At 64.6% G+C, this 26,882-nt stretch carries 15 protein-coding genes and 3 pseudogenes; 8 read left to right on the top strand and 10 right to left on the bottom strand.

Going from position 1 to position 26,882, the window contains the following annotated elements; genetic code table 11:
• Window positions 1-66: 66 nt before the first annotated feature.
• A pseudogene (locus C5F75_RS19030) lies at window positions 67-264 on the bottom strand (IS256 family transposase); the annotation flags it as partial.
• An 85-nt stretch (window positions 265-349) separates the two neighbouring features.
• Between C5F75_RS19030 and C5F75_RS37650 the strand changes: the two are divergent.
• Window positions 350-578 (top strand): annotated as a pseudogene (locus C5F75_RS37650) (transposase); the annotation flags it as partial.
• A 91-nt stretch (window positions 579-669) separates the two neighbouring features.
• Here the strand turns inward: C5F75_RS37650 and C5F75_RS36400 are convergent.
• The 5 genes and pseudogenes from C5F75_RS36400 to C5F75_RS19005 form a co-directional block, all read right to left on the bottom strand.
• Window positions 670-1,107, bottom strand: coding sequence for a hypothetical protein (locus C5F75_RS36400; protein ID WP_143328757.1), 438 nt, complete (start codon window positions 1,105-1,107; stop codon window positions 670-672).
• Between the two features lie 101 nt (window positions 1,108-1,208).
• A pseudogene (locus C5F75_RS37645) lies at window positions 1,209-1,505 on the bottom strand (hemagglutinin repeat-containing protein); the annotation flags it as partial.
• Window positions 1,506-1,867: 362 nt separating this feature from the next.
• Window positions 1,868-11,320: a two-partner secretion domain-containing protein gene (locus C5F75_RS19015; RefSeq protein WP_104012589.1), complete on the bottom strand. Its 9,453-nt coding sequence runs from the start codon at window positions 11,318-11,320 to the stop codon at window positions 1,868-1,870.
• Window positions 11,321-11,392: 72 nt separating this feature from the next.
• On the bottom strand, window positions 11,393-12,295 hold the full coding sequence (locus C5F75_RS19010) for a hypothetical protein (protein WP_104012588.1): 903 nt from the start codon (window positions 12,293-12,295) through the stop codon (window positions 11,393-11,395).
• 90 nt (window positions 12,296-12,385) lie between these two features.
• Window positions 12,386-14,092 (bottom strand): ShlB/FhaC/HecB family hemolysin secretion/activation protein, encoded by a 1,707-nt coding sequence (locus tag C5F75_RS19005; protein ID WP_059584547.1) that lies wholly within the window; start codon window positions 14,090-14,092, stop codon window positions 12,386-12,388.
• Window positions 14,093-14,803: 711 nt separating this feature from the next.
• On the opposite strand from C5F75_RS19005, the gene C5F75_RS18995 reads away from it, so the two are divergent.
• Entirely contained in the window at window positions 14,804-15,439 is a 636-nt protein-coding gene (locus C5F75_RS18995) for an isochorismatase family cysteine hydrolase (protein ID WP_059584546.1), read from the top strand.
• Window positions 15,440-15,486: 47 nt separating this feature from the next.
• Here C5F75_RS18995 and C5F75_RS18990 read toward each other — a convergent pair whose 3' ends face one another.
• Window positions 15,487-16,164 (bottom strand): TetR/AcrR family transcriptional regulator, encoded by a 678-nt coding sequence (locus C5F75_RS18990; protein ID WP_179231786.1) that lies wholly within the window; start codon window positions 16,162-16,164, stop codon window positions 15,487-15,489.
• 145 nt (window positions 16,165-16,309) lie between these two features.
• On the opposite strand from C5F75_RS18990, the gene C5F75_RS18985 reads away from it, so the two are divergent.
• Complete coding sequence (locus C5F75_RS18985) at window positions 16,310-17,839, top strand: FAD-dependent monooxygenase (protein WP_059584544.1); 1,530 nt, start codon at window positions 16,310-16,312, stop codon at window positions 17,837-17,839.
• Window positions 17,840-17,995: 156 nt separating this feature from the next.
• Here C5F75_RS18985 and C5F75_RS18980 read toward each other — a convergent pair whose 3' ends face one another.
• The 3 genes from C5F75_RS18980 to C5F75_RS18970 all read right to left on the bottom strand — a co-directional run bounded on the left by C5F75_RS18980 (window position 17,996) and on the right by C5F75_RS18970 (window position 20,927).
• Complete coding sequence (locus C5F75_RS18980; RefSeq protein ID WP_059584543.1) at window positions 17,996-18,727, bottom strand: ribonuclease T2; 732 nt, start codon at window positions 18,725-18,727, stop codon at window positions 17,996-17,998.
• A gap of 127 nt (window positions 18,728-18,854) precedes the next feature.
• A complete protein-coding gene (locus C5F75_RS18975) occupies window positions 18,855-19,427 on the bottom strand; it encodes a hypothetical protein (RefSeq protein WP_059584541.1) in 573 nt (190 codons plus the stop codon).
• Window positions 19,428-19,523: 96 nt separating this feature from the next.
• Window positions 19,524-20,927 (bottom strand): HdeD family acid-resistance protein, encoded by a 1,404-nt coding sequence (locus tag C5F75_RS18970; RefSeq protein WP_059584539.1) that lies wholly within the window; start codon window positions 20,925-20,927, stop codon window positions 19,524-19,526.
• Between the two features lie 383 nt (window positions 20,928-21,310).
• Here C5F75_RS18970 and C5F75_RS18965 point away from each other — a divergent pair, with 383 nt between their 5' ends.
• The 5 genes from C5F75_RS18965 (at window position 21,311) to C5F75_RS18945 (ending at window position 26,878) form a co-directional block, all read left to right on the top strand.
• The gene (locus C5F75_RS18965; protein WP_059584538.1) at window positions 21,311-21,877 is read left to right on the top strand and encodes a helix-turn-helix domain-containing protein; all 567 of its coding nucleotides are present in this window, start codon (window positions 21,311-21,313) and stop codon (window positions 21,875-21,877) included.
• Between the two features lie 78 nt (window positions 21,878-21,955).
• Window positions 21,956-22,537, top strand: coding sequence for an HD domain-containing protein (locus tag C5F75_RS18960; protein ID WP_059584536.1), 582 nt, complete (start codon window positions 21,956-21,958; stop codon window positions 22,535-22,537).
• 51 nt (window positions 22,538-22,588) lie between these two features.
• A complete protein-coding gene (locus C5F75_RS18955) occupies window positions 22,589-23,317 on the top strand; it encodes a class I SAM-dependent methyltransferase (protein WP_059584534.1) in 729 nt (242 codons plus the stop codon).
• A gap of 277 nt (window positions 23,318-23,594) precedes the next feature.
• A complete protein-coding gene (locus tag C5F75_RS18950) occupies window positions 23,595-24,791 on the top strand; it encodes an efflux RND transporter periplasmic adaptor subunit (protein ID WP_059585095.1) in 1,197 nt (398 codons plus the stop codon).
• A complete protein-coding gene (locus C5F75_RS18945; RefSeq protein WP_181035443.1) occupies window positions 24,788-26,878 on the top strand; it encodes a MacB family efflux pump subunit in 2,091 nt (696 codons plus the stop codon). Before C5F75_RS18950 ends, C5F75_RS18945 begins: the two co-directional genes overlap by 4 nt.
• Window positions 26,879-26,882: the final 4 nt, after the last annotated feature.

Genomic DNA, 26,882 nt, shown 5'->3' with positions numbered 1-26,882 from the left:
TTCCTTACGTTTGCGTGGCATAACGTGGCTCCTTGGCCATCAGTTTATGCCTCACACACAAAGGTTCGGATAGGCTCCACCGGAGGGGTAGCCAAGATGATGATTCATCTCGCCGCTCAGCGCTCGCTCGATCAGCGCCTTATTGAGCGCCAGCGTCGCGGCATTGATGGCTTCTGCTGTCATCGGACCGTTGCCAAACTGCTCAAGCAGTTCGGCCGGAACCGCCGGCAGCTCCACCGGCTGGGCTTTCGGTTTGCGAGGCATGCACTCTCCTTGAGAGCATGTTATGCCTTAAACACGAAATTCCTGACAGGCCCTCACGGATCGGTCTCTGAATCTGGACATCTGGTTCGCAGATCCCTACGCCCCTCGGCAACGGGACAACAACGAAAACACCAACGGCCTGCTGCGCCAGTTTCTGCCCAAGGGTGCGGACCTGTCAGGCGTCACCCAGACGCAATTGAACGACATTACCAATTTGATGAACGGCCGCCCTCGCCAAACCCTCGAACGGCCCCCCTGAAGAGGCTATGGCGATGGAATCGGCTGTCGCCGGATTGGATAACCGTTGCACCTGATTCTTGAGGCCGCCTGGTCACCATTGGCTGCGGCGTTCTTAGTCACCCATCCTGTATAGTCCCCGATCTGCCGCAATACCGTATTCGAGATTCACTGCTTACATTCCGCCGTCGTTCCCGAGTTGTACTCCATGGTCAAACCATAAACGTTCATCCGCTTTCCCGGAAACCACTCCGGAACGAGATTCAGCTTCGCCAGCACCTCTTCTTTGCAATACGAAATTTTTTGTGAACTTGAGTCAATGACACGCCATCCTTGATAAGCAAAAGTATCTCGATAAGCGGCCAGCAATTTTTCATCCACCGACCGGGAGTCCATACTCACCATAATCAGCGCAGCACTACCTCGTTCGCTTTCTTTATAAAATACAACCAGCCCACCTTGCCCAAGGATTCCATTGATATCAGACTTCATCTGCCGATATTTTTCAACAGTATCCATAGGAATATTAATCAGCACCCTCGCAAAAAAAACATAAGCCACCGCCGACAGCAATACACTAGCAATCAAAGTCTTTAGCAGTCTCATCAAAAATCATCCATCATTATTGAACCTTTCCTATTCTTGCTCCGTTCCCAACCCCAAGAGCGCCACCCATGCTTGGTATTTTCGTTACGCCTCCTGCATCAACGCCGGGCCTCGCTACGGCTCGTATCCTGCACCGACGTGAGATTCAGGTTGCCACCCACCTCCGCCATCACCCTGTTGGCGTTGACGTTTGCCCCAACGATGTTGGTATTGCCGCCGCTGACGATCGTCGCCGTATTGCTCGCGTCGACGTGTGTATTGTTCTGCGTCGCCGCATCCGAATTCGCGTCGCCGCGCGCAAGCGACATCGACACCGAGACACCGAATCCGCCGGTGCCATATGACACGCCCACGCTCGCGCTCTTCGATTCGTTCGTGCTGCACGTGCTGTCGGTACGCGACCGTCGTATTTACGTCACGGCCCGCCACGATCGCGAGATTGCCACCCGTCGCGATCTGCGTTCCCGTGTCGCTCGACACCGAATGCTCCGCGTGGTTGCGAGAGTCCCCCTCCGCCGCATCCTGACTACTCTGGCGAACCGCCTTCAAATTAACGTCGTTGTTCGCTGCGAGCACGACATCGCCGGTCGTCGCAATAACCGCCGCGTTGGCGTTCAGGTTCCGACCAGCAGCATTCAGCTAAAGAAGATGTTCTTCAACACCACGTACACAATGAAACTCATCATCGCAGTGAAACAGCACCACCAGATGATCTTCTGCTTTCGCGTCTTCGGCGTTTGCCCAGGGAAGCTCATCATAATTACCACCTAACTCCTGTTTTACCTTGGTCGACTGTATAACCCATCCCGGCCGATGCCGGGTTACTAGTTTTACCAAGGTTTGCGCCAGCACCAATACCAATGACTGTCGCAGTTCCATTACCCGGCGAATACACGATACCACCACCGATGACCGATAAGGCACCCGTCCCATTACCAGCGTACCCAGACAAAAAGTTGTTTGTCTGTCCCGGCCGCACCGAGCTTTGGTTAAGCCAACCGAATTGCACACTTGCAGCGGCATTCACAGAATTTGGCAGTGCCTTGTTCACGCCGTAACCAAAGTACGAGTTCCCATCTCGCGAGAACGTCCCCCACACACTACCCACGAAATAATCAATCTGGAAGTTCACGAAGTCCGGAGCACGAGCCAAGCCCGGATTCTTGCCCGTCGTCGTCGCGTGATACGCGAACCCGCTACCCTGCGCTCCCTTCACAATATACGCCTGCAAATCCGGATCACCCGGCCCCAGCGATTGCGTCCACACCGTCTGACCGGCCTTGTTCACGCCGTACCGTGTCCACTCCGTCCCGTCTTGCGGCTGGTCGCCCGATGCAACGCGTACATTGCCCGGCAGCACACCACCATCGCTCATCACCAGATCCATTTGCGCCATCTGCTCTTGAATCTGCTGCTCCGTATATTTCCCGCCGCTCTCCGCCGCCAGTTTCTTCGCTAGCGTCTGTTCCTTCGCTTTGCTGTCCTCGTGTAACTGCCGATTAAACCGATCAGCACTCGCCCCAGTCAACGCTCCAGTCCCGCCACCGACCAATGTCCCAGCTCCACCAGCCAGCACATTCGATGTCAGATTTCCCAGCAGTTCGTCGACGTTCTTGTTACCCGTCGGCCCTGAATCCTTGATCGACTGCGCAATCTCATTCAGTTGCGGAGCAAGCTTCGCCGACACACCAGCACCGGCAGCGCCACCAACCGCACCCAAGCCACCGCCGGTCAACCCACCCGTCAGCGCACCGCCGGCAATGTGTAGCGCAACACGATTGTCACCACCCTCGGCCCAACTGTTGGCCTCCTGCTGGTACTGTGCCTTGAGCGTCGGATCGGTCGCGTTGTTCGCTTTCGTCTGCGCCTCCTCCCGCTTCTTATCGGCATAGCTCCCAATCTGCTTCGCAATCGTCTCCGCCGCTGCCTGCGCCGCGTTGATCAAATCCGACTGATTGCTCAACACCTGCTGCAAATCCGGCGTCTTGCTGACCGTGCCATTCAGATTCGACGTATCACGATTGAGCGTCGCCACGTCCTGTTTCTGGCTCGCCTGATCCGTAATCGTGATGGTACCGGTACTGATCGCACTCTTCGTACTCGCGCTGCTGCTGTCGCTCTCGCTCACATACAGCGGCTGGCCGCCACCGGTATTCTTCCCGCTCGTCGGCCCGTGCGTCGCGTAATTGCTGCCCCCATCACCCACACCACCACCAGCACTGATCCCGAAGCTACTCGCGTTGTAGCTCGAACTGTTCTGAATATCCGAGAACGACAACGTCCCGGTCGTCAGCTGGTTCTTGTCCGGCGTCGCCGTGCTCGCGATATACGCCCCCTTCAGGTCCGTATTGCCCTTCACGTTGATGTCGAAACCACCGTCCCCGGCCTGAATCCCCGCCTGCTCGTTCACACCCGCATAGTTACCGCTCGCATGGCCGTTCTGCATGCTGACGCTGGCGCTCGCACCACCCTGGCTGACACTGAACCCGCCGCCCGAACTACTCTGGTGGGCCTCGCTGCGGCTCGTATCCTGCACCGACGCGAGATTCAGGTTGCCGCCCACATCCGCCATCACCTTGTTGGCGTTGACGTTGGCCCCAACGATATTGGTATCGCCGCCGCTGATGATCGTCGCCGTATTGCTCGCGTTGACGTGTGTATTGTTCTGCGTCGCCGCATCCGAATTCGCATCGCCGTGCGCACGCGACATCGACGCCGAGACACCAAATCCGCCGGTGCCATACGACACCCCCACGCTCGCGCTCTTCGATTCGTTCGTGCTGCGCGTGCTGTCGGTATCCGTGCTGTTGACCAGATTGACCTTGTTCGTCGCCTGCAGCAGCACGTCCTTCGCGTTCACGTCCGATCCCTGGATCGTCACGTTCCCTTGGCCCGCGTTCTTGTCGCCCGTCGCGACGAACGCCGCCGTGCCGCCCGCCTTCACGCTGCTGCCGTTGTTCTGCCTGCTGTCCTCGGTGAACGTCGTCTTGCTGTGCGACGAGCCGAAACTCAGTTCGATCTTCGCCTCCGGCTTGCCGTTCGGATCGCTCAGCGCCTTGGTCATATTGCCCGTCGCGCCGACCAGATCGGCCATGCCGCCGGCCGCGGCGATCGCATGCAGCGCGGCGGCACGTCCGTCCTGGCTGCCGCCGGCACCCTGCGCCTGCTGATTCACGTTCTGGATCGCATCGATCACCGGCGACTTCACCGCCAGCGTGAAACCCGAACTCTTCACCTCGTGCGTTTCTTCGTGATGGCGATCCGTCTGCGACGCATCGATCGTCACTTCCTTCGCGATGCCCGTCACGTCCTTGCCTGCGACAATGTCGGAGCCCGTCACGTGGAGTTTGTTGCCCGCTACCATCGACACGCTGCCGTCGGTGCTGCCGATCAGGCTGCCCTGCGAACCCTTCACCGTGTCGCGGCTGGTATCGATGGTCTGGTTCGTGCCGTACGAAATCCCCGCGCCCGCACTGCCGAGGCCCGACTTCTTCACGTCCTTGTAGTGATATTCGCTCGAGGCCGTGTCCCCTGTCGTAACCGTCAGGTCGTGACCCGCGGAAAGACTCACATCGTTGGTTGCCGCAATCGTCGCGGCCTTCGCCGTCAGGTCATTGCCTGCCTGCACCGCGACACTGTTACCCGACAACGTCGTGCCCACCGCGTTCGTGTAACTGCTCGAATCGATCGTGTGCGTCGATTTCGACGACAGGAAGCCGTTTTCCTTGCGATAGTGCTCGTCGTTTGCGCTCGCGCTTTGTTCACCGGCATGCAGATTGACATCGTGCCCGGCGCTCACGCCAATCGCACCTTGCGCATTCGCATACGCGGCCGTCGCATTCACGTCATGGCCCGCCACGATCGCCAGATTGCCGCCCACCGCGATCTGCGTGCCCGTGTCGCTCGACGCCGAATGCTCGGCATGATTGCGCGCATCCCACTTCACCGCATCCTGGCTGCTCTGGCGAACCGCATTCAAATTGACGTCGTTGTTCGCCGCGAGCACGGCATCGCCGGTCGTCGCAATCACCGCCGCATTGGCGTTCAGGTTCCGACCGGCAACAGCCTGAAGCGTACCCGCATTGACCGTCGATACACGGTCGATGCCGGTCGCGCTGCCATTCGCGGCCTTCGCCGAGCTGGTCGTGCTCGTCAGGTTCAGGTCGCGGCCAGCCGACAGCGCTACGGTGTTGCCTTGAATCAACCCGCCAAGATTATTGAGGTCCTGGTTCGCACTCGCGAGCACGGTTCCACCCGACACCGTACCGCTGTTGTCGATCGAATCGGCATGAATGATCGTGACGTTGCGGCTAGCGATCGTGCCCGAGTTCTTGTACGCGCCGTTGGCATCGACCGTGACGTTCTTGCCGGAGATGATCGTGCCTTCGCCAGTCACGTCCGCCGCGTTCGCGCGCAGATATACCTGCGGCACCAGCACCGTCTGCTGACTGCCGTTCGGCAATGTCACCGTCTGATTCACAAGCCACACGATGTCGCTCGTCAGCGCAGCCATCTGCGCGTCGGTCAGCGCCGTGCCGACATTCAGCCCGAACTGCTGCGACGCCTTCACGCCGTTCGCCATCAGCGCTTCGTATTCCTTCTGATTGTCCGTGTAGTCACCGATGAACCGCTGGCCGGCGGTCTGGATGATCTGCTGCTGAACGAGCTGCTGCTCGTAGAAGCCATCGCCGATGCGCTTGAGGACCGTATTCGGATCGACCTTGAGTGCATCCAGCATCGTGTCGCTGGACAACCACTTCCTGTAATCGGTAAAGCGCGGGTCCGTCTCGATCAGGAAGTGGCTGCCCGGGTCGCTCGTCACCCGATACAGCGCGTTGTTCGGCAGGCGCGTATTCGGCGTGACCGTGCGCACGACTACATCGCCGACACTGGCCTTCACGGCCGATACGGTCCCGACGCCGACGCCCGACACACCCGAGCCGACCAACACTTGCCCGCCAACTTCCTTGCCCGCTACTGGCGTCACGCCCGTACCGCTTGCGCCCTGCGCAGCGGATGTCGCCGCCGCCACGCTCTTGATCGGATCGGACGGTTTGCCCGGATCGGCCAGCACCACCGGCAGATCGATCGTTTGTGACGGAATAGCCGGCGAGTAGTTGGTCGTCGAGGTCGCGCGCTCGTCACCGCTGAAGGCCCCGCCGGACTGCACCCAGGTATAGATCGCCTTGCCCGAGCCCGTGAACGTTTCAGTACCGGTCGCGCCGATGTTCTGCACGTTCCTCGGATGGTTGCCGTCGCCGGCCACGATCTGGCTCTTGTCGTTGACGCCGGACGGCGTGTTGATCGTGATATGACGGCCAGCGGTAACCGTGCCGGGTTGCGAAGCCGTTACAACGTCCCTGGTCGATTTCACGTCTACCGTGTAGACGGTATAGGTCTGGACGAGCCGGCTCGCGACATCCCCGTTATACCCAACGAGCGCCTGATTCAGATTTTGGTAGGCCGCGACGGTGGCCTTGTACCACTGTTGGAACGGTGCGCATGCCGCGTTTGTCGAGGTCAGACATGAAGGGCTCGGTGGGCTGAAGAGAGGCGGTTTTGCGCCCGTCACATCAGCTTCAGTAGGGGGCTTGATGGCGAACCAATCGCTGCCAACGCCGCGTCTGCCAGTAACCAGTCCAGCACCCGCAGTCATGGCGAACGGCCCCGACGTCATCCATGCCGGATTCGCGTCCGGCGGCGGCGCTACGCCGAACGTCGCCCAGATGTCAGCCGGGACCGTCCGATACGCACCAGTTTGTGTAGCTGCGCCGCCCCCACCAAAGTTGATTGCGGCATACGCCGTGTTATCGATCTTGCCCGCCACCCCGTTCATCGTGTACTTCGCATACTCGGCAAACGGATATTTCGTCGACGGCAGCAGGATGAATTTCTGATCGTCGTCCAGCGCCCACTGGTAATCCGTGCCCGGATGGATTTCCTGGCTGTTCTTCTGGTACAGGTAGACCGTCGACGGGTCGATCTTCTCCGTCGAGCCCGGCACCTGATACCAAAGCTGATTCCCGCTGTCGGTCGTGACGGTCGTGGTCTGGAAGTTCGAATTCAGGTTCTCGAACCGGTTTGCGCCGATCGTGATGTCGCGACCGGCGTCGATCTGCGCGCCGTTGTTCGTCACGGTCTGCGCAGCGCCGGTTGCCTGATGGTTCGCGTCCAGCGCGCCGCCGACACGAATGTCGTTGCTCGCGTACATCAGCGCGTTGTTCTGGTTCATGAGCGTCTGCGCCCCGATGTCGAGGTCACCGCGAGAAGCAATCACGCCACCGACACCCTGGGCATTCCGGTCGTTGACAACCGTGTTCGCGCCCACTGCGACCGTGTCGCCGTAAATCCGGCCACCGGCATTCGTGATCGTGTCCCCGGCCGTCACCGTTGTTGTGCCGCCATCGATCAGACCTTCGTTCGTGATCGACTGGTTCGCGTGAATGTTGGTCGCGTTGCCACCGATAATCTCACCGGTCGCACGGTTCCGGATCGAATTGGCGCTCACATTGGCGACATTGCCCGCCGACAGCGTACCGCTGTTGTCGAGCGTGCCGCCGGCCGTGGTCGTCAGATCATGACCGGCCACGATCCGGCCGGTGTTGGTCAGGTCACCTTGCGCCGTTACGTTGACGTCGCCCGATGATTGGAGCTTGCCGTCGTTGCTCAAAGTCCCGGTCGAGACCGTCAGTTTCTGACCACCATTGATGTCGCCCTGGCTGTTGACCAGCGTATTCGCTGCCGTCAACGTTGCAGAGCCTTTCGACTGGATGCTGCCCGACGTGTTGTCGATGATCGGTGCGGTCAGCTTCGCATTCCTGTCCGCTCGAATCGAGCCGGACGTATTGTCGATCGCCTGATTCGCATCAAGGGTGACGCTTGCGCCTTCCATCCCGGCAGTCAACCCCGGCACGCCTGCGGTGGTCGGCAGCGTTGAATTGGCAGTCTGCGCATTGCGAATCGTATCGCCCGTCACCCACAGCGCGCCGCGCGCATGCATGGCACCGCGCGTGTTATCGACCGTCGTACCGGACACCGTGACATCGCTGTTGCCGCCGATCTGGCCGGCCACGTTCGACACCGTACCGGCGCTTCGCACCGTCAGTACGCCGTCCGCCACGAGCGAACCCGCATCGTTCGTCACGGAAGCAGCGTTGACGGTTGCCGCACCGCTCGACGAAATCGCACCACCTGCGTTGCTCAGTGCTCCCGTTGTCAGCGTGACGCCATTGCCGAGAACCTGACCACCCGTGGATTGCCCTGTCAGTATGCCGTTGTCGAACGTCTGGCCGTGCGTATCGAGATCGACCGATCCCGTCGCCTGCACCAATCCCGACCGGTTATCGAACGCCCCCGAACGGCTCGTCAGCGATTGGCTCGCCGCCACGTTGCCGAGCGTGTTGTCGATCGCACCTTGTCCGGACGCGAGCGTGACGTTCGCCCCCGTGATCGTACCGCCCGAGTTCAGCAAGCCGGAATTGGTGAGCGTCGCGTCCCCCGAGGCCAGCAGCTTGCCGCCCGCATTGTCCGTCGTATCGGATGTCGCCACCGACAATGCGCCGGAGACGGAGCCGATGGTGCCACCGCGGTTCGTCACGGTGTGCGCCGCCACGGTCGTGTCGTGTGTCGTCGCGATCGTGCCACCTGCATTCGTCAATGCGCCTGCAACATTGAGCTTCGCTGCGTCCGCTGAAACCGCGCCTTGCGAATTGTCGAACGTGCCGGCCTGCGTGTTCAGCGCACCGGCAGCGGTAATCTTGCCTTGGGTATTGTCGAGTACCTGCGAGACGATCAGCGTCATGTCGCCGTTGGACGCGCCGATCTGGCCTGCACGGTTATTGAGGATGCCGGCTGTCGCGGACAGCCCGCTCGCCCCCACCAGCTTGCCGCTGTCGTTCGACACCGTGCGGGTTGCGGTCAACGACAACGCATCAGACGATGACCCGATCTGACCGCCCGCATTGACGAGATCCCCCGCCTGGACCTGTGCGCCGCGCACGGCCGTCATACTGCCGTTCGAGTTGTCGATCGTGTCGCTTGCAACGACGAGCGCATTGGCCGAACTTACCGTACCGCCAACGTTCGTCAGAGACTTCGTCGCACGCAGCGCCGTGTCGCCGGCGGCCGATCCGATCACGCCCGCCGCATTGCCAACGCTGTTTGCCGTCACCGACAGACCATTGCCGCCGACTATCGCGCCGGACTCATTCGAGACCGCGCCCGTCGCCGTCACGGTCAGCATATCGGTGGTGCCGATCTTGCCGCCCGTATTGACGACATCGGTCGCGGTGATCCGTGCGGCGTGCGCGCTCACCGATCCAGCCGAGTTGTCGAGATGGGCCGTGTGAATCGACAGATCGTTCGCGGACGCGACCTTGCCGTTTGCGTTGTTCAGCGATTGCGTGACGTCGAGCGAGGTATCGCCCGCGACGGACCCGATCTGGCCCTGTGCGTTGGAAACCGCATTCGCCGTCAGCGTGAGACCATTGCCGCCCGCGAGCTTCCCGTTGTCGTTCGACACGTTCCCGGTCGCCGTCAATGTCAACGCGCCCGTCGACGTGCCGATCTCGCCGGCCACGTTCGTGAGCTCGGTTGCCGCGATCTGCGCCGTGCGTGCAGTCATGTGCCCCTGCGTATTGTCTAGCGCGCCGGCCGAGTTCAGGGACAGTGCGTCCGCCGCCAACGTCCCCGACCGGTTCGAAACCGATTGCGCGGTTACGTTCGCGAGGCTGTGCGAACTGATGGTGCCGGAGTCGTTGACCAGTTGCCCCGCACTCAGCGTCACGTTCTGTCCGCTCATCGTGCCGGCGACATTCGACAACGTACCATTCGTCGTGACGTTGACCGCGCTGGCCGCGTTCACGGTTCCGTGGTCGAGCGTGACGTCGTTTGCGAACAGATTGACGTTGTCGCCCGCGGCCAGTGTGCCGCTGCTCGTCACGTTCGCGGCGCGCGCCGTGACGGAGCCACCGCCGACGAGATTGCGTGCGGAATCCGCGCCCGCGTATGCCAGCCCGCTATTGTTGAACGACGTGGCGGCTGTCAGGTTCGTGTTGCCGGCCGACGAAATCGTTCCGGCGTTCGACAGCGCCCGAGACGCGTTCAGATCGGTGGCCTGCGTACTGACAATCGTGCCTTGCTGGGCGACGTTGGCGCCATCGATCCGGGTATTCGCGGCCGACTGAAGACGCGCCGTCGGCGCAATCGTCACATCGCCGTTGTTCGAGACTTGAATATCGCCAGTCAGTGACGTGATGGAACCGGCATCGCGCACACCCACGCCGGCCTCGGTCCCGATCATCCGGACGCTATTGGCGAACATGCTTCCCAACGCCTGCACGTCGATCGCGACGCCCGGCGCGGCATCGGTACCGTTCCGCGCCTGCGCGGTGTTGCTCGCATAGTCGACCCGGTTCGTCCCCGCCACCGCGGTGATCGAATCCGCCCACACCTGGCCGTTGATCGTCATCGCGCGTGCGATCAGGTCGATCGCGCTGCCATGCGCGTCGAGCCCCGCACCGGCGATGCCGATCTGCCCCTGCGTCACGTTGAAACCTGCCAACGTGCCATCCGGATTGAAAGTCGGCACGCCCGTCGTCAGCGTGACACGCGGAACATTCAGAAAGCCGCAACCCGCACAGGTGATGCCTGCCGGATTCGCGATCACGAGATTCGCGCGATTGCCGGCGATCTCGGTGGGCCCGAGCAGTTGACTGGGGTTGCCCGACGTGACCTGGTTGACGATCACGCGCGCGGCGTTGTTGCCCAGGAATGGATTGCCTTGCACCCAGCCGGCGAGTTGCGTCCGCGAATCCCGGCCGCTGTTGACCAGCACGGCCCCCTTCGTGCCGACGTTGTACTGCGTAAAGTTGTTCAGCGAGACGCCGTTCTTCGGTGCGGTAATGTTGACGAGCGGTACGCCCGATGCCGACACTCCGACGACCGGATGGGTCGGACCGCTTCGATCGGGCGTGATCGGCAGCGTTGCCTGCGCTTCGGCGACGAGCGGCTGCATGCCGAACGTACAGAGCGCGGCGAACGCGGTTGCGCGTGCCGCAAACCAGATCGAGATTCCGGAATCCACCGACACGGGTCGAGTGGCTGGCCGCACGCGAGCGCGTTCACCGCCCCCGTGCGCCGATGCGTATTCGTCAACCGCTACCAGCATGCCGCGCACGGCACTGAAGACCAAGCGAAAGATTCCGGAATTCATGATCGTCTTATTCTTGAATGCATGTCGAGCCGGCCGTCCACGCATCGCGAGAATGACCGGCCGCTACTCACGTTACTTGCAGCTCAGTGCCGCCAGACCGTTGATGTTGCCCGTCGTCGCGGCCGGGATGCCGTACGACACCACCAGATACGGTTGCTTCGCGTCCGTGCCCATGACCGTGCTCATCAGCGCCGATCTGGTTTTCGAGCTGAGCTCCGCCAGACCAATCGCGGAGGTTCCAACGAACGACTGGTTCTGGTCGCTGCCGATCGAGTACTGCAGATTCAGCGTGTAGTTGATGGCCGGATGACCAAAGGTGTCGGTACCGCTCGTCAGCGTCGCCGTGGCGCCATTCAGCGAGCCCGGCGCCGTATTGCCGTCCGTCGACGTCGGACGCGTTGCGAACGCCAGCGAGCATTGCATTTGCACGGGCGACGTCGTATCGATCGCAACCGGCACACCGATTGCCCATACTTGCCCCTGATTGGCGTTGTACGTCGCGCCTGCCGAATCGGCGCCGTCCGCCCAGCGGCCGATGGCGATGTCGCCATTGCCGGCGAGATCCGTCACGGTGCCTTTGGTCAGGGTCTTGATCGTGCCCGACGAGTCGTAGGGAATCGCGACATAGGCGCCTGGCGCCTGCTCCTTGAGCGACGCGGTCGGCTGGGACAGGGCTCTGAGCGTGTAATTCCCGTTCGGCATCTGTCCACCGTTCCACGATGCCGGCGGCATCAGAATGCGGACCGTCGAAACCTGGCTCGAGATCGATTGGGATTGCCCTTCCACGCGAATCCCCGTCGAAGACGACGCACTACCCGACGGCGCTCCGTTCGACGACGCACCATTCGATGCCGCGCTGCCACCGCCACCACCGTCGTCACCACCGCCACATGCGCTTAGGCCAAGCGCCGCCACCACCGCAAACGTTGCCGTCGCGGCTTGCAAAAGCCGATGCTTCTCGTACCGGTGCTGCATGGTTACTCCTTCTTCTGATTGACGATCTGATTGACGATCAACAGGACACCGAGTCGAGATCGACACCCCGCTCGGCCCGCCCCGCTACGCTCAGAACAACGTGCTGACCTGGAACAGCAACGTCGGCGACCCCGTCTTGAATCCTTCCGGCTTCGACAACGGGAAGCCGAGCGATACGTCGTAGTTCAGCGCGGCGCCGAGCACGTTCTTCGGTGCGAGATTGCCGCGCATGCCGACGACGGCGCCGACCAGCGTTTCGCCGAGCAGGTATTGGGCGGCCGGTCCCCGCACGCGCCCGGCATCGATGCCGGCATAGAGCGCCTGCGTACCGACAGGCGTCGGCACGTACCAGTCGAGTTCGTTGGAAACCACCCAGCCGCTCTCGGCGGCGAGCGTCAGTTGCTGATCGAAGCCGCGCACCGCGTAACGCGTGCCGATCGTGAAATAGTCGGAAGGGGTCAGCGGCGTACGTGCGTTCTGCATGTTCCAGCCGAACTGGTACGAGAACGCCTGACTGCCGATCCTGAAAGGAACTTGAGCGCCGAGGCTTGCCAGTTCGACCTGCGTCTTGCCGTCGAAGTCGGGAGTGCCGACCACCGTGCCCGAATGGCTGGAGACGCCCGGCAACGATGCGCGCCACGCGAATGAGCCGTCGAGCACGACATTGCCGATGTACTGGCGATGCGCGATACCCAGTTCGTAACCGATGATGTCGCGATGCTGCACCGGAATGTCGACACCGTCGATCGCGTTGCGGCTGATCTTGTGGAACAGGTTGCCGTGAATTTCGGTGCGCGCGTGCGCGTTCCGATAGATCACGCCGGACAGCCCGGCCTGAAGTTGAGACTGAACACCGCTGTATTCGATCGGCTCGTCAAAACCCGCGACCGTCTGCTTGTACCGCGAGCGGCTCGCGTTCAGCGTCAGCATCGCGTAACCGATCGGCACGCTGTAGTTCGCGGAGACGGACTGATTCCCCTTCGCGGATGCGCCAATGTTTGCGTTCGTCGTGCCTGCGATCTGCAGTTGATCGTACAAGTGAAACGGGGAATCGAAGGTGAACGAGCCCGACAGCTCGTACTTGCCGGTCGAATCGAGACCCGCGTTGTCCGCGCCGATGACGGCATGCCAGCGCTTGCCGGTGCCCGGATGGAACACCAGCTCCGAGTCGCCCGGATTCATGCCGGGTGCGATGTCGAACGTCGCATCGGACTGTGACTGGAGACGGCGCACGTTCTCGAGCCCCTGATCGATGTCGCGCTGATTCAGCAACGCACCGGCCGATGCCGGCAATGCCGCGCGCGTCCAGCCGATCGTCGGTTTGCCGGCGCGGATGTCGCTGATCCGCCCGGGAACCACACGAAGCGTCAGCGTTCCGGCTTGCAGCGATTGCACTGGCACGAGCACGCGTGACGTCACGTAGCCACGGTCGATCAGTGCGTTATTGGCCGCGTCCTGAATCTGCTTGAGCGCGGCCTTGCCGACGCACTGGCCGACGACCGGTTGCAGAAAACGCGCAAGCCATGCGAACGCATTGTCTTCCAATGCGATTGCCTTGATCGGAAAGCACGGATTATCGAGCGGCAAGTTGTCGACGCCGGTTGTCGATGCCTTCTCGCCCGTCGGCGTCAGGACGGTCGGACGAGGATTCAATTCCTTCGTCGCGTCCAGTTGCTGTTGTTGCAAACGCTGGATTTGCGGGCCAGACGTGATCTCGGACGGCGGAACGCCTTGCGCGAATGTAGAAACGCTCGCCAACGCCGAAATCAACGCTGCCGAAGTTTCTCGTTTCTTCACTTGTTAGCCGCGTAATGATTGGTCTCTCGCGCCGCAATTTATCAAAACACTCGAAAGCACAGTGTCAGAAATTGCAATGCCGTACCAATATCCTCAGCCGTGAATGTTCACCCGCCGTGGCTGCATGATCGGCGATCGCGGCGTACTCCAATCAGATATGCACAAGTCAATCCCTCTAAAAAGCAAAAAAATTGACACTTCGAAAAGGTTATCCAATAAAAATCACGCATCAAAAACAGAGCAGTTTCTCTAGGGAGACCGCCAGGCAAAAGAGGCGCCATCGCCCCCACATCAACTCAATAAATCATTGATTTATTTAGACCACTCGCAAATCAACAAGGAGTACCGGGCACATCTCCGTGGAATCGCCCTGCGAGACTTCATCGTTCTTACGAAAATCCCAAAAACCACCCTTAATACTGAGATAGGAAATATCAAAATCTGGACGATTGACATTCCTCACCGCCGTTAATCCACTGATCATCGACAAGTGACAGTAGACGTCCGTGCGATACTAAACGTCTCCAATTTGCAACACGATTTTCGCCACACGCCCTGTTTGGCTCCGGAATGTAGAATTTTTGAGACACATATCACTTTCCCGAACACGGCCAGCTGCGGCCGCTCCGCCGATGTACTGTTCAAGGCTGAGCGGGCCGAATCGGTTTTGGGTGTCCGACCTTCCGCAGCGATTACCGGAGAACGCCACGCATGGATCAAGACAACGCATCGGAACTCGTCGCTTCTTCCCCCATACACGCCGGCAGCGGCGCATCCGCGTCGATCCCGGCCGTCGCGCCATCCAGAACCGCGCTGCTCGTCATGCATTACCAGACCGACATCCTCGGCCTCTTCCCGTCGGTCGCGGCCGAGCTGCTCTCCAATACGCGCAAGCTATGCGACGCCGCACGAGCGGCCGGCGTCGGCGTCTGGTTCGCGAACCTCCGCTTCAGCCCCGGCTATCCGGAAGTCAGCCCGTTGAACAAGAACGGCCAGGGCATCAAGCAACTCGGCCTGTTCATCGACGACGGCCCGTGTCCCGAACTGGCCCGGCAACCCGACGAACCGCTGATCATCGCCCACCGCGCGAGCGTCTTCTTCGGCACCGATCTGCAGGCGCGGCTGAGCGCACGAGGCGTCGATACGCTGATCATGGTCGGCATCGCGTCGACCGGCGTGATGCTGTCGTCGATCGCTCACGCGAGCGACGCCGATTTCCGCCTCTATACGGTCAAGGATTGCTGCTACGACCCGGACCCGATCGTCCACGAGCATCTGTTCGCCACCGCGTTCGAATCGCGCACGACGGTGCTGTCGCTCGCGGATGCGCTGCGGCTGCTGGCGTAACGGCGGACTCGTGGCACCGCCGTTCGGAACCGTACGCCGGACGCCGCTTACCGAGCCGCCGCGCCCATTCCCGCCAGAATGAGATCGATGCCAGCCAGGAACTGCGCGCGCTCGTCGTGCGCGGCCAATTGCGCCACCACCTTGCGCACGAACGGGTACTGCGCCGGATCGAGCTGCGCCCACCGCCGGGCAACGGCCGCGACGATCTCCGGCTGCCTCGTCTCGCGCGGATGCAGCCGCGCGCCGGCCGCGTACTGGCCGGCCAGCCCGAAGATGTAATGCATCAGTGCGGACGCGCCGTCGAATTGCGCGGATTCCGGCACGCCCAGCGCCTGAAGCTGCCCGCCGACGCGCTCCAGGATCCGCAGCACCGCGTGCTGCCACGGTTCGCGGAACAACTGCGCCCCCACCCACGGATGCGCGCTGAACGCGTCGAACAGACGCAGCGCGATGCGCCGGAGCGCGTGCGCCGCATCGCCGTCATGCTCCGTCGGCACGTCCGTTAGCGCAGCTGCGATCACTTGATCCGCGGCCGCCGCGAGCAGGTCGTCCTTGTCGGCGACGTGCCAGTAGATCGCGCCGCTTCCGGTCGCCAGGTGTGCCGCGAGCGAGCGAAACGTCAGCGCGCCCTCGCCTGCATGGTCGAGTATCCCGATCGCGGCCTCGACGATCCGCTCTTTCGACAACGCATCCGCGCGCCGCTCGGTCCGGTTGCTGGTTTTCATGCGCGTCAGCTTGACACATCTGGAACATCGTTCCAATATCTCGCCAATGGAACACCGTTCCATTACTTTTCCGAAGCGGGCGCGATGCCGGGGGTACCGCGTTCTCGATCACACCGGGCCGCCCTGGCCTGAAACCGAGCCACCGATGAATCCGCCCGTGACCCATGATGTCGTGATTGCCGGAGCCGGCCCTGTCGGCCTGTTTCTCGCATGCGAGCTGCGCCTCGCCGGTGTGTCCGTGCTGGTGGTCGAGCAGACGGACGATTCCGAATCTCCGCTGAAGCGTCTCCCGTTCGGCATGCGCGGCCTGTCCGCGCCGACCATCGACGCGCTCTACCGTCGCGGCCTGCTCGACGGCATCGCATTGCCGGCCCACGCAAAGGACACCGCGCACTGGATGCAGCAAGCACGTCGTCCGGCCGGCCATTTCGCCGGCATCCAGTTCTTCCACGACGACATCGATGCGTCGCGGTGGCCGTATCACCTGCCCGGCCCGGCCGGCACGCACATGGCGACCGACATGGCGCGCGTCGAATCCGTGCTGACCGCCCGTGCGGGCGCAACGGGCGTCGAGATTCGCCGCGGCCTGGCGGTTGAAGGCTTCGATCAGTCGGCCGATGCGGTCACGCTGCGCGTGGGCGGCGAGACTTTCCGCGCACGCTGGCTCGTCGGTTGCGACGGCGGCCGCAGCGCGGTCCGCAAGGCCGGCGGCTTCGCGTTCACCGGCACCGACGCCGAGCTCACCGGTTATTCGATCGAAGCCGGGTTCGCCGATCCGGGCGCGCTGCCGCCGGGCCGTCACTACACGCCGGCGGGCATGTACACGTACACGCCGCCCGGTACCGTCGCGCTGGTGGAGTTCGACGGCGGTGCGTTCCATCGCAGCGGGCCGGTGACGCTCGAGCATGCGCAGGCCGTGCTGCGTCGCGTGTCCGGCGCCAGCGTCACGTTGAACACGCTTCGGCTCGCCGCCACGTGGACCGACCGCGCGTATCAGGCTGCGACGTATCGCAACGGACGCGTGCTGCTCGCAGGCGATGCCGCGCACATCCACTCGCCGCTCGGCGGCCAGGGGCTCAATCTCGGGCTCGGCGATGCGATGAATCTCGGCTGGAAACTTGCCGCGACGATCCGCGGCGACGCGCCGGCGGGCCTGCTCGACAGCTACACGGATGAACGGCATCCGGTGGGCGCGCGCGTGCTCGACTGGTCGCGTGCGCAGGTCGCGCTGATGCGGCCGTCCTCGGGTTCGCGCGCGCTCGCGGCGATCATGCGCGATCTCGTCGATACGCGCGACGGCGCGACGTACTTCGCCGAACGCCTGTGGGGCGTGTCGCTCGCGTACGATCTCGGCGGCGGCCATCCGCTCGTGGGCCGCAGCGTTCCGGATTTCGAACTGACTGATGGCACGCGGCTCGGTGAACGCGCGAGGCGTGGCAAGGGTGTGCTGCTGGAGTTCGATGTCGGCCGGCCACTTCACGCGACGGCAAACCGCTGGCGCGACCGCGTCGCCTATATCGCGAGCGACGCGAAGGACCGGCTCGGATTGCGCGCGGTGCTCGTGCGCCCCGACGGTTTCGTCGCCTGGGCGTGCGATGACGACGTGGACGCGGACATCGACGCCGCCACGCATGCGCTCACACGATGGTTCGGCACGCCGCGCGCGGCAAATTGAGCGCCGCCGCCCGACGCAGGAAGCTGCCGACCGACAAATCTCCATGCGCGCCATCAACGGCACGCCCGACATTCTCGAACGCCCACGCGATCCGCCCTGCCGCAGCCCGGACCACCCGCGACGTGCGCGACATCGCGCACATCGGCCGCGTCCGCCTCACTTCGCGATAAACACCCCCGACGTCGGGCACGTGCCCTGCGTATTGCCATCCGTCACGAGCGACGCCGCGCTCGGAAACTGCGCAGTCGCATTCGTCTTCACGGCGATCCACGCTTCGGTGAAGTAGCTCACGCCGTTCGTCTTCGTGCATTTCAGCGACACCGCGCTGCGCGTGTTGCTGCCGAACGCGCCTTCGAACGCCGACAGCAACTGGTTACGCGTGACCGTCTTGCCCGCGTTCGCCTGCAGGAACGCGTTGAACGACGTGTTGCCCAACCGGCTGATCATGCCCGACGCCTGGTTCCAGTACGCATCGGGCGTCGCCGAATTCGAACAGGTGCCGTGCTTGAACCATTCGTGCTTGTCGAGACACGACGCAACGCCCGGCATGTACGTCGACAGCGTGTCGCGGGTCGCGCTGCTGATCGGGTACGCGTCCATGCTGCACCACTGGTGCGCGTTGTCGAGATCGATATCGTTCTGCGGCACGCCGCAGTAGAACGGCTGGTTGCCGTCATAGCGGTTCGGCCACAGCCCGTGCAGCGACAGGCTCGTCGCCGCATACGAGCCGGCGAGGTTCGTGCATTCCGGCGTGTCGTGCGACGCGCAGAAGCCGGGCTCCCACGATGCGGCGAGCAACAGGTAGTCGTAGCTGGTCTGCGCGGCGGCGTGCAGTGAAACGGAAGCGACGGCGAGTGCGGCAGCGGCGCGGGCGAGCGTCTTGAGCATGGCGTGTTTCCTCGGAAAGGGCTTGCGGGCGCGGGATGCGCCGCAAGGTTGTCGAATGTCTGCTCGCGATTGTTGCTGCCGCAACGTGGCACGAATGTGAAGGTGCACGAAAGAATGCGGGGATCGCTCAGGCGCCGAGCTGCGTGCACGCCCGCGCCGATGCTTGCGGGCCTTCGAGCGCGAGAATCTGCCACACGCCGATGCTGACGCGCCGGCGCGCCGCCGTCGATGCGTCGGCCAGCAACGCCTCGACGCGCGGCGCGGCATCGGGCGCCTTCTGCTTCAGCGCCGCATGGTGCCGCGCGCGCGACGCCGGTTCGGGCTCGTACACGTCGCACAGGCGCACCATGCCGGCGAGGCCGGCCAGAACGTCGTCCTTGTCGATCGCACCCGGCTCGACGGGCGCGAGCCCGTTGCGCTCTTCCGGCGGCAGCCTGTTGCGCGCGCCTTCGTCGATCGCCGTGGCGGAAGCCGGCGGCAGGCCGCCCATCGCCGCGACGATCCGGCTGCCCGCGGCGATCATGTCGCCCTGGCATGCGATCTTCTCGGCGGCCGCGACGTTCGAGCAGAACGACACCGACGTCCGGTACACGTCGTCGCTCATGCGCAGCACTTCGTCCGTGTCCGCCTGCGCGAGGCCCGCGCTCGCCAGCGCCAGCGCGGCCGGAATCAGGATGCGGAACGCCCTCGTCTCGTTCATGGTTGTGTCATCCGTGGGTGCTGATGGCGGACAATCTCGCCGGGCCGTGCGCAAGCGCCCCTTGTGATGCCGGGCCCGCGGCCGGCGCCACGCGTTTCACTTCATCGACGCCGCCTCCGATCCGCCAGGCGACAACGCCGCGCTGTCCTGCTCGCGCCACGCGCGGCGCGACGCCATGATCGCGCTCACCGCCGAGCGCGCGACCTTCCACCATGCGAACGGGCGCGGATCGGCGAGCATGCTGAGCGCGCGCGCATAGTCGAGCGTGAGGCCGGGCGTCCACGCCATCGTCACCGCGCGCTTGCGGATCTGCGCGGCCACCCACAGCTCGGGCGTGAGCAGCAGCCGCACGAACGCGCCCCACCCGGCCCGCTCGCCCTTCAGCCGCCACACCGCACCGTCGAGCGCAGCCTCGAGCGCATTCGACACGGTACTCGAGCAGTTGCGGTGCGTGAGGTTGTACGTCGTGTTCTGCCGGTACGACGACCAGAACGCGTCGAGCTTGGCCGGATCGTAGTTGCGGATGCGCACGCGCACGGTCGACGGGCACCACGCTTTCGACTCGGTCGCATAGTCGGGCTGGAACAGGCCGGGCACGTCGTTCTCGCGCGTCGCACGCAGGATGCGCGTGAATTCGTCCGGAGAACGATCGATTTCGACGCCCGGATACAGGCTGATGTAGATGCCCTCCGGCGATTCCAGCGCCGCATGGCCGGTCGAGATCACGCCGTTGACGTCCACCGCCGCGATGTAGCGGTCGATCACCGGATAGCGCTGCGCTTCGGCCTTCGACGTGCCGGTCGGCGTCCATACGTGCACGGTGAGCGCCCGCTCGCCGTCGGCCGGCGGGCCGTCCCATTCGGATTGCGCGAACTGCGGCAGGCCCTGCGCATCGTCGAGATCCGGCGCGAGCGCCGGCGCGGGCGACGTCGCGAACGCCGGGTTGCGCGTCAGCCGGCGCACGCGTGCGGCGAGGCTCAGCATGTGCATTCCGCCGAACATCAGCAGCAGGCCGAGGCAGTACGGCACGGTGCCCGCGTAGTGCGTCGGGTACGGCTGGAAGAAGAAGATCGCCAGCAGGATCTCGACGACGCCCCACGCGAACGCGACGTGCCAGCGGCGATAGCGCACCATCCACGCGGACGTGCACTGCAGCAGCCCGTCGACGAGAAACAGCGTGCCGAAGATCATCGACAGCAGGAAGTGGCCGTGATGATGGCCGGCGAACACGAGCCCCGCGGCCACCACGACCGCGACGCCCTTCACGTAGCGCAGGATGCGCTGCCCGCCGACCCCGCTGCCGGCCACCGCGAGCGTCGCGAGCCCTTCGATCAGGAACAGCCACGCGAACAGCTCGATCGGGAAATGCAGCGCGCCGTCCAGCGCGTCGATGAAAATGCCGACGCCCGCGGCCACCCACAGCCAGCCGAGCACGGTCAGCCCGCGCCAGCGGGTTCGCAGATATTCGATGCCTAGCAGCAGCAACACCAGTCGTACCATTGCGCCCTCGTTTTTTCGGGATACGCGCGGCCTCGCGTTCCCGGTCGTTTCGGCCGCGCATGGTGCGACGCGCCTGCCGGATGGCGGTCATCGTTGCCGGCGCGTCATGCCGTCGACATGACCGATAGCGGCCGGCACGCGCCGCTCTGGCCGAATAATAAGATATGACGGAGCCGGGAGAAAGCGCCGCGAAAACGTTTTCGACGGGCGCGAACGCACGCGGGCGCCCGCTGCCGCGGCAGACTTCCGGTTCGACAACGTGCGGCGGATACGCGAGAATCCGGCTTCCGAGGGCGAAAGCCACTGAACTGAAGCGAACCGCACGGACGGCGTAGCCGTCGCGACGTGCGCCGCGCGACGGCAGCATCGACCGGAGCACCACCATGCCCGCCTCCCCGCTTCATCCCCCGCCGCTCGGCCCGCAACTCAGGCGCTGGCGCGCGCTGCACCGCGTGAAGCAAAGCCACGCAGCCGAACTGTTCGGCGTCGCGCAATCGACGATCTCGCGCTGGGAGGCCGGCCTTCAGCAGATGTCGCCCGACGAGCGCGCAACGGCCGAACGGCTGCTCGCCGCGCGCCTCGACTCCGCGGGCGATCACGCGCTCGCGCGGCTGATCGCCGGCAGCGCGGGCCGCATGCATCTCGTGTGCGACCTCACGCACCGTCTGCTGGCCAGCTCGCCGGCGCGCGCGGCCGAATTCTCGCAGCCGGTTTCGGCACTGCTCGGCACGTCGCTGTGGCGCTACGCGACACCGGAAATCGTCCGCATGGAAGCCGCGCTCGATCCGCTCGGCTGGCACGACCGCGCGGGGCCGCCGAGCGTCGAGTTCGACACCGGCGCGAATGCGTCGCGCGTCGTGCCGATTCGCGGCAGCCGGTGCCGGTGGACGCGGATGACGCTGTCGGACGGCTCGGCCGTGCGGCTCGTTGAAACGCTCGACGCGCGCTGACGCACGCGCATATTTCATGCGTGGACGAAGCGCGTCCGGCCGGCGTACGCTTGGCGGTTCATCGCAAGGACGCCGATCATGAATCCCGATACGATCCACGCGCGGCTCGCTTTCCTGCGCGAAGCCGAGCGCCTGAAGGACGTGCTGCGCAGCGGCCATACGTCGGCCGGCCGTGCGGAAAGCACGGCCGAGCACAGCTGGCGGCTGTGCCTGATGGCGCTCGTGTTCGCCGACGCGCTGCCCGGCGTCGACGCGCTGAGGCTGCTGAAACTGTGCGTCGTCCACGACCTCGGCGAGGCGCTGCATGGCGACATCCCGGCGATCGAGCAGGCCGCGCACCCCGACAAGAGCACGCACGAACGCGACGACCTGCTGACGCTGACCGCGTCGCTCGACCGCACGATGCGCGACGAGATCGTCGCACTGTGGGACGAATACGAGGCAGCCGCGTCGCCGGAAGCCCGCGCGGCGAAGGCGCTCGACAAGCTCGAAACGATCCTGCAACACAACCAGGGCCGCAATCCGCCCGATTTCGACTACGCGTTCAATCTCGGCTACGGGCGACGCTACACCGACGCGCAACCGCTGTTCAGCGCGATCCGCGCGATCGTCGACGCCGATACGCAACGCCGGATCGACGCGAGCGGCCAGCGCGCGTAAGCTCGCGGGATCGGGCAGCCGGCCGGCCCGCCCCCGCACGAAAGCCGCCGCATGACTCAGAACATCTACGACGACCCCGCCTTCTTCGAAGGCTACAGCCGCCTGAACCGCTCGATTCACGGGCTCGACGGCGCCCCCGAATGGCCGGCGCTGCGCGCGCTGCTGCCGGGCCTGCGCGGCCGCCGCGTGCTCGATCTCGGCTGCGGCTACGGCTGGTTCAGCCGCTGGGCCGCCGACCAGGGCGCGGCGAGCGTGCTCGGCATCGACGTGTCCGAGCGGATGCTCGAACGCGCGGCATCGAGCGCCGCGCATCCGGCGATCGCGTACCGTCGCGCCGACCTCGAAACACTCGCGCTGCCCGATGCCGCGTTCGATCTCGCGTACAGTTCGCTCGCGTTCCACTACATCGTTCACCTCGACACGCTGCTGCGTACGATCCATCGCGCGCTCGTGCCGGGCGGGCGGCTCGTGTTCTCGATCGAGCATCCGATCCATACGGCGCCGCGCCGGCCCGGTTTCGTCGTCGATGCGCAGGGCCGCCGCTCGTGGCCGCTCGACGGCTATCAGCGCGAAGGCGAGCGCGTGACCGACTGGCTCGCGCCGGGCGTCGTCAAGCAGCATCGCACGCTCGGCACGCTCGTGAACCTGCTGATCGGCAGCGGCTTCACGCTCACGCATCTGGACGAATGGGGGCCGACGCCCGAACAGGTCGTCGCACAGCCCGCGCTCGACGAGGAACGCGACCGGCCGATGATGGCGATCGTCGCCGCGCAGCGCTAGCACCGCGCGCCGCACGCGCGGCGGGCCCGTTCCACGAATCGCGACAAACTCGCCGTTTCGCCCGCCCGATGGTGCGGCGTCCACACAATTCAGCACAATTTCCACACGATTTGGCGCGAATTCCTCGCTTACCATGAGCGCCTGATTCGATTCGGCACGCCCGCGCGATGCGTACGCGGAACCCGTTGCGCGCAACACGCCCGGCACGCGACGCCTACCGGATCGTTCCGCCCGGCCGCACGCATCGCCGGCGCCGCTTCATCCTCGCTGCATGCTCATGACCCAGAAGACCCATCGCCGCCGGCGCATCGTGCTGGCCACCCTCGCCGTCGTCGCGATCGCCGCCGGCGTCACGCTGAAGGCCTGCGCGCCCGACAAGCATCCGCAGTACCTGTCCGCGCCGGTCACGCGCGGCAACCTCGAGAACGCGGTGCTCGCGACCGGCGCGCTGCAGGCGTTCAGGCAGGTCGACGTCGGCGCGCAGGTGTCGGGGCAGTTGAAGACGCTGAAGGTCAAGCTCGGCGACAAGGTCACGAAGGGCCAGTGGCTCGCCGAGATCGACCCGGTGATTTCGGAAAACGCGCTGCGCCAGGCGCGCGCCAGCGAAGAAAGCCTGCGCGCGCAGCAGCAGTCGACCGCCGCGCAGCTCACGCAGGCCGAACTCGCGTTTCGCCGCCAGCAGGCGATGCTGCCCGACGACGCGACGTCGCGCGAATCGTTCGAGGCCGCGCGCGCAACGCTGGACGTGCAGCGCGCGACGCTCGCGTCGCTCGCCGCGCAGATCCGTTCGGCCCGCATCCAGATCGAGACCGCGCAAGCCAACCTCGGCTACACGCGCATCGTCGCGCCGATCGACGGGGAAGTCGTCGCGATCGTCACGCAGGAAGGCCAGACCGTGATCGCGCAGCAGCAGGCGCCGGTGATCCTGAAGCTCGCGAATCTCGACACGATGACGGTGAAGGCGCAGGTGTCGGAAGCCGACGTGATCCGCGTGAGCGCCGGCCAGACCGCGTATTTCACGATTCTCGGCGAACCGGACAAGCGCCACTACGGCAAGCTGCGCGCGATCGAACCCGCGCCGCAGAACTACGCGGAAGCGCAGAGCGCGCTCGGCGGCGGGGGTAGCGGCGGCAGCACGAAGCCGAACAGCGCGGTGTTCTACAACGCGCTGTTCGACGTGCCGAATCCCGGGCATCGGCTGCGCATCGCGATGACCGCGCAGGTCAACATCGTGCTCGGCAACGCGCGCAACGCGCTCAGCATTCCGGCCGCCGCGCTCGGCGACAAGCGCAAGGACGGCACCTACGCGGTGCGCGTGCTGCGCGCCGACGGCGGCACGGACACGCGCCACGTGCGCATCGGCATCAACAACAACGTGCGCGTCGAAGTGCTGGCCGGCCTGAAGGACGGCGAACGCGTCGTGATCGGCGAGGCGTCGCCGGACGAGCGCGCGCCGCTGGCGGACGCGGTATGACGATGAGAAGCCAGCCCCTGCTCAAACTCGCCGCCGTCACGCGACGCTTTCCGGCCGGCGACAAGGACGTCGTCGTCCTGAACAACGTGAACCTGTCGATCGACGCGGGCGAGATCGTCGCGATCGTCGGCGCGTCGGGCTCCGGCAAGTCGACGCTGATGAACATCCTCGGCTGCCTCGATCATCCGAGCGAAGGCACGTACACGGTCGGCGGGCGCGACACGCACATGCTCGACAGCGACGAACTCGCGCAACTGCGCCGCGAGCACTTCGGCTTCGTGTTCCAGCGCTATCACCTGCTGCCGCACGTCGACGCGGTCGCGAACCTCGAAATGCCGGCGATCTACGCGGGTACGCCGCGCGCCGAGCGGCACGCCCGCGCCCGCGCGTTGCTCGCGCGCCTCGGGCTCGCGGATCGCGCGCATCACCGGCCCGGGCAACTGTCCGGCGGCCAGCAGCAGCGCGTGAGCATCGCGCGCGCGCTGATGAACGGCGGCCAGGTGATCCTCGCGGACGAACCGACCGGCGCCCTCGACACGAAAAGCGGCCAGGACGTGATCCGGATCCTGCACGAACTGAACGCGCTCGGCCATACGATCGTGATCGTCACGCACGACAAGGCCGTGGCGCGCCATGCGCGGCGCATCATCGAGATCAGTGACGGCGAGATCATCGCCGACCGGCCGAACCGCCACTACGCGGAAGCGCTTGCCGAAGCGCTTGCCGAAGCGCTTGCGGAAGCGCCCGCCGAAGCGCTCGCGGAAGTGGGCGCCGACGCGGCCGCGAGTACGCCGTCCGCGCCCGCCGCTGACGATGCACGGCCGCCCGTCGGCGCCGATCCCGTCGCCAATGCCGATCCCGCGCCGCCCGGCCGCCGCTTCGCGGCCGGCACCGGCCGCTTCGCCGAAGCGTGCCGGATGGCGTGGATCGCGCTCGTGTCGCATCGGCTGCGCACGCTGCTGACGATGCTCGGCATCATCATCGGCATCACGTCGGTGGTATCGATCGTCGCGGTCGGCGAAGGCGCGAAGCGCTACATGCTCGAAGAGATCGGCAGCATCGGCACCAATACGATCAACGTCTATCCGGGCACCGACTGGGGCGACAGCCGCGCGGACACGATCCAGACGCTCGTGCCCGCCGACGTCGCCGCGCTCGCGGAGCAGCCGTACGTCGACAGCGCGACGCCCGAAACGTCGCGCACGCTGCTGCTGCGCTACCGCAACATCGACGTCAACGCGCTCGTGAGCGGCGTCGGCGACCGCTACTTCCAGGCGCGCGGGATGCGCTTCGCGCTCGGCGTCGCGTTCGACGACGATGCCGTGCGCCGCCAGGCGCAGGTGGCCGTGATCGATCAGAACACGCGCCGCAAGCTGTTCGGCGCGACGCGCAATCCGGTCGGCGAAGTGATCCTGGTCGACAACGTGCCGTGCGTCGTGATCGGCGTGACCGCCGACAAGAAAAGCGCGTTCGGCAGCGTGAAGAGCCTGAACGTGTGGGTGCCGTACACCACCGCGAGCGGGCGCCTGTTCGGCCAGCGCTATCTCGACAGCATCACCGTGCGCGTGCGCGACGGGCAGCCGAGCGCCGCGGCCGAGAAAAGCCTCGAGAAGCTGATGATCCAGCGCCACGGCCGCAAGGACTTCTTCACGTACAACATGGACAGCGTGGTCAAGACCGTCGAGAAGACCGGCCAGTCGCTGACGCTGCTGCTGTCGCTGATCGCGGTGATCTCGCTCGTGGTCGGCGGGATCGGCGTGATGAACATCATGCTGGTGTCGGTCACCGAGCGCACGCGCGAGATCGGCATCCGGATGGCGGTCGGCGCGCGCCAGTCCGACATCCTGCAGCAGTTCCTCGTCGAGGCCGTGCTCGTATGCCTGCTCGGCGGCACGATCGGCATCGCGCTGTCGTTCGGGCTCGGCGCGCTGTTCTCGATGTTCGTCACGCAGTGGAAGATGGTGTTCTCGGCCGGCGCGATCGTGACCGCGTTCGTGTGCTCGACGCTCACCGGTGTGATTTTCGGGTTCATGCCCGCGCGCAACGCGTCGCGGCTCGACCCGATCGATGCGCTCGCGCGCGACTGACGAA

Source organism: Burkholderia anthinoferrum, from assembly GCF_002925705.1.
GTDB lineage: Bacteria > Pseudomonadota > Gammaproteobacteria > Burkholderiales > Burkholderiaceae > Burkholderia > Burkholderia semiarida.
This window is presented reverse-complemented; position numbering and strand designations above follow the sequence as displayed.

Bases quoted from the DNA above. Each gene is read 5' to 3' on its own strand.
- C5F75_RS36400 (WP_143328757.1), bottom strand. From the start codon at position 1,107: ATGAGACTGCTAAAGACTTTGATTGCTAGTGTATTGCTGTCGGCGGTG.
- C5F75_RS19015 (WP_104012589.1), bottom strand. From the start codon at position 11,320: ATGAATTCCGGAATCTTTCGCTTGGTCTTCAGTGCCGTGCGCGGCATG.
- C5F75_RS19010 (WP_104012588.1), bottom strand. From the start codon at position 12,295: ATGCAGCACCGGTACGAGAAGCATCGGCTTTTGCAAGCCGCGACGGCA.
- C5F75_RS18995 (WP_059584546.1), top strand. From the start codon at position 14,804: ATGGATCAAGACAACGCATCGGAACTCGTCGCTTCTTCCCCCATACAC.
- C5F75_RS18990 (WP_179231786.1), bottom strand. From the start codon at position 16,164: ATGAAAACCAGCAACCGGACCGAGCGGCGCGCGGATGCGTTGTCGAAA.
- C5F75_RS18985 (WP_059584544.1), top strand. From the start codon at position 16,310: ATGAATCCGCCCGTGACCCATGATGTCGTGATTGCCGGAGCCGGCCCT.
- C5F75_RS18980 (WP_059584543.1), bottom strand. From the start codon at position 18,727: ATGCTCAAGACGCTCGCCCGCGCCGCTGCCGCACTCGCCGTCGCTTCC.
- C5F75_RS18975 (WP_059584541.1), bottom strand. From the start codon at position 19,427: ATGAACGAGACGAGGGCGTTCCGCATCCTGATTCCGGCCGCGCTGGCG.
- C5F75_RS18970 (WP_059584539.1), bottom strand. From the start codon at position 20,927: ATGGTACGACTGGTGTTGCTGCTGCTAGGCATCGAATATCTGCGAACC.
- C5F75_RS18965 (WP_059584538.1), top strand. From the start codon at position 21,311: ATGCCCGCCTCCCCGCTTCATCCCCCGCCGCTCGGCCCGCAACTCAGG.
- C5F75_RS18960 (WP_059584536.1), top strand. From the start codon at position 21,956: ATGAATCCCGATACGATCCACGCGCGGCTCGCTTTCCTGCGCGAAGCC.
- C5F75_RS18955 (WP_059584534.1), top strand. From the start codon at position 22,589: ATGACTCAGAACATCTACGACGACCCCGCCTTCTTCGAAGGCTACAGC.
- C5F75_RS18950 (WP_059585095.1), top strand. From the start codon at position 23,595: ATGACCCAGAAGACCCATCGCCGCCGGCGCATCGTGCTGGCCACCCTC.
- C5F75_RS18945 (WP_181035443.1), top strand. From the start codon at position 24,788: ATGACGATGAGAAGCCAGCCCCTGCTCAAACTCGCCGCCGTCACGCGA.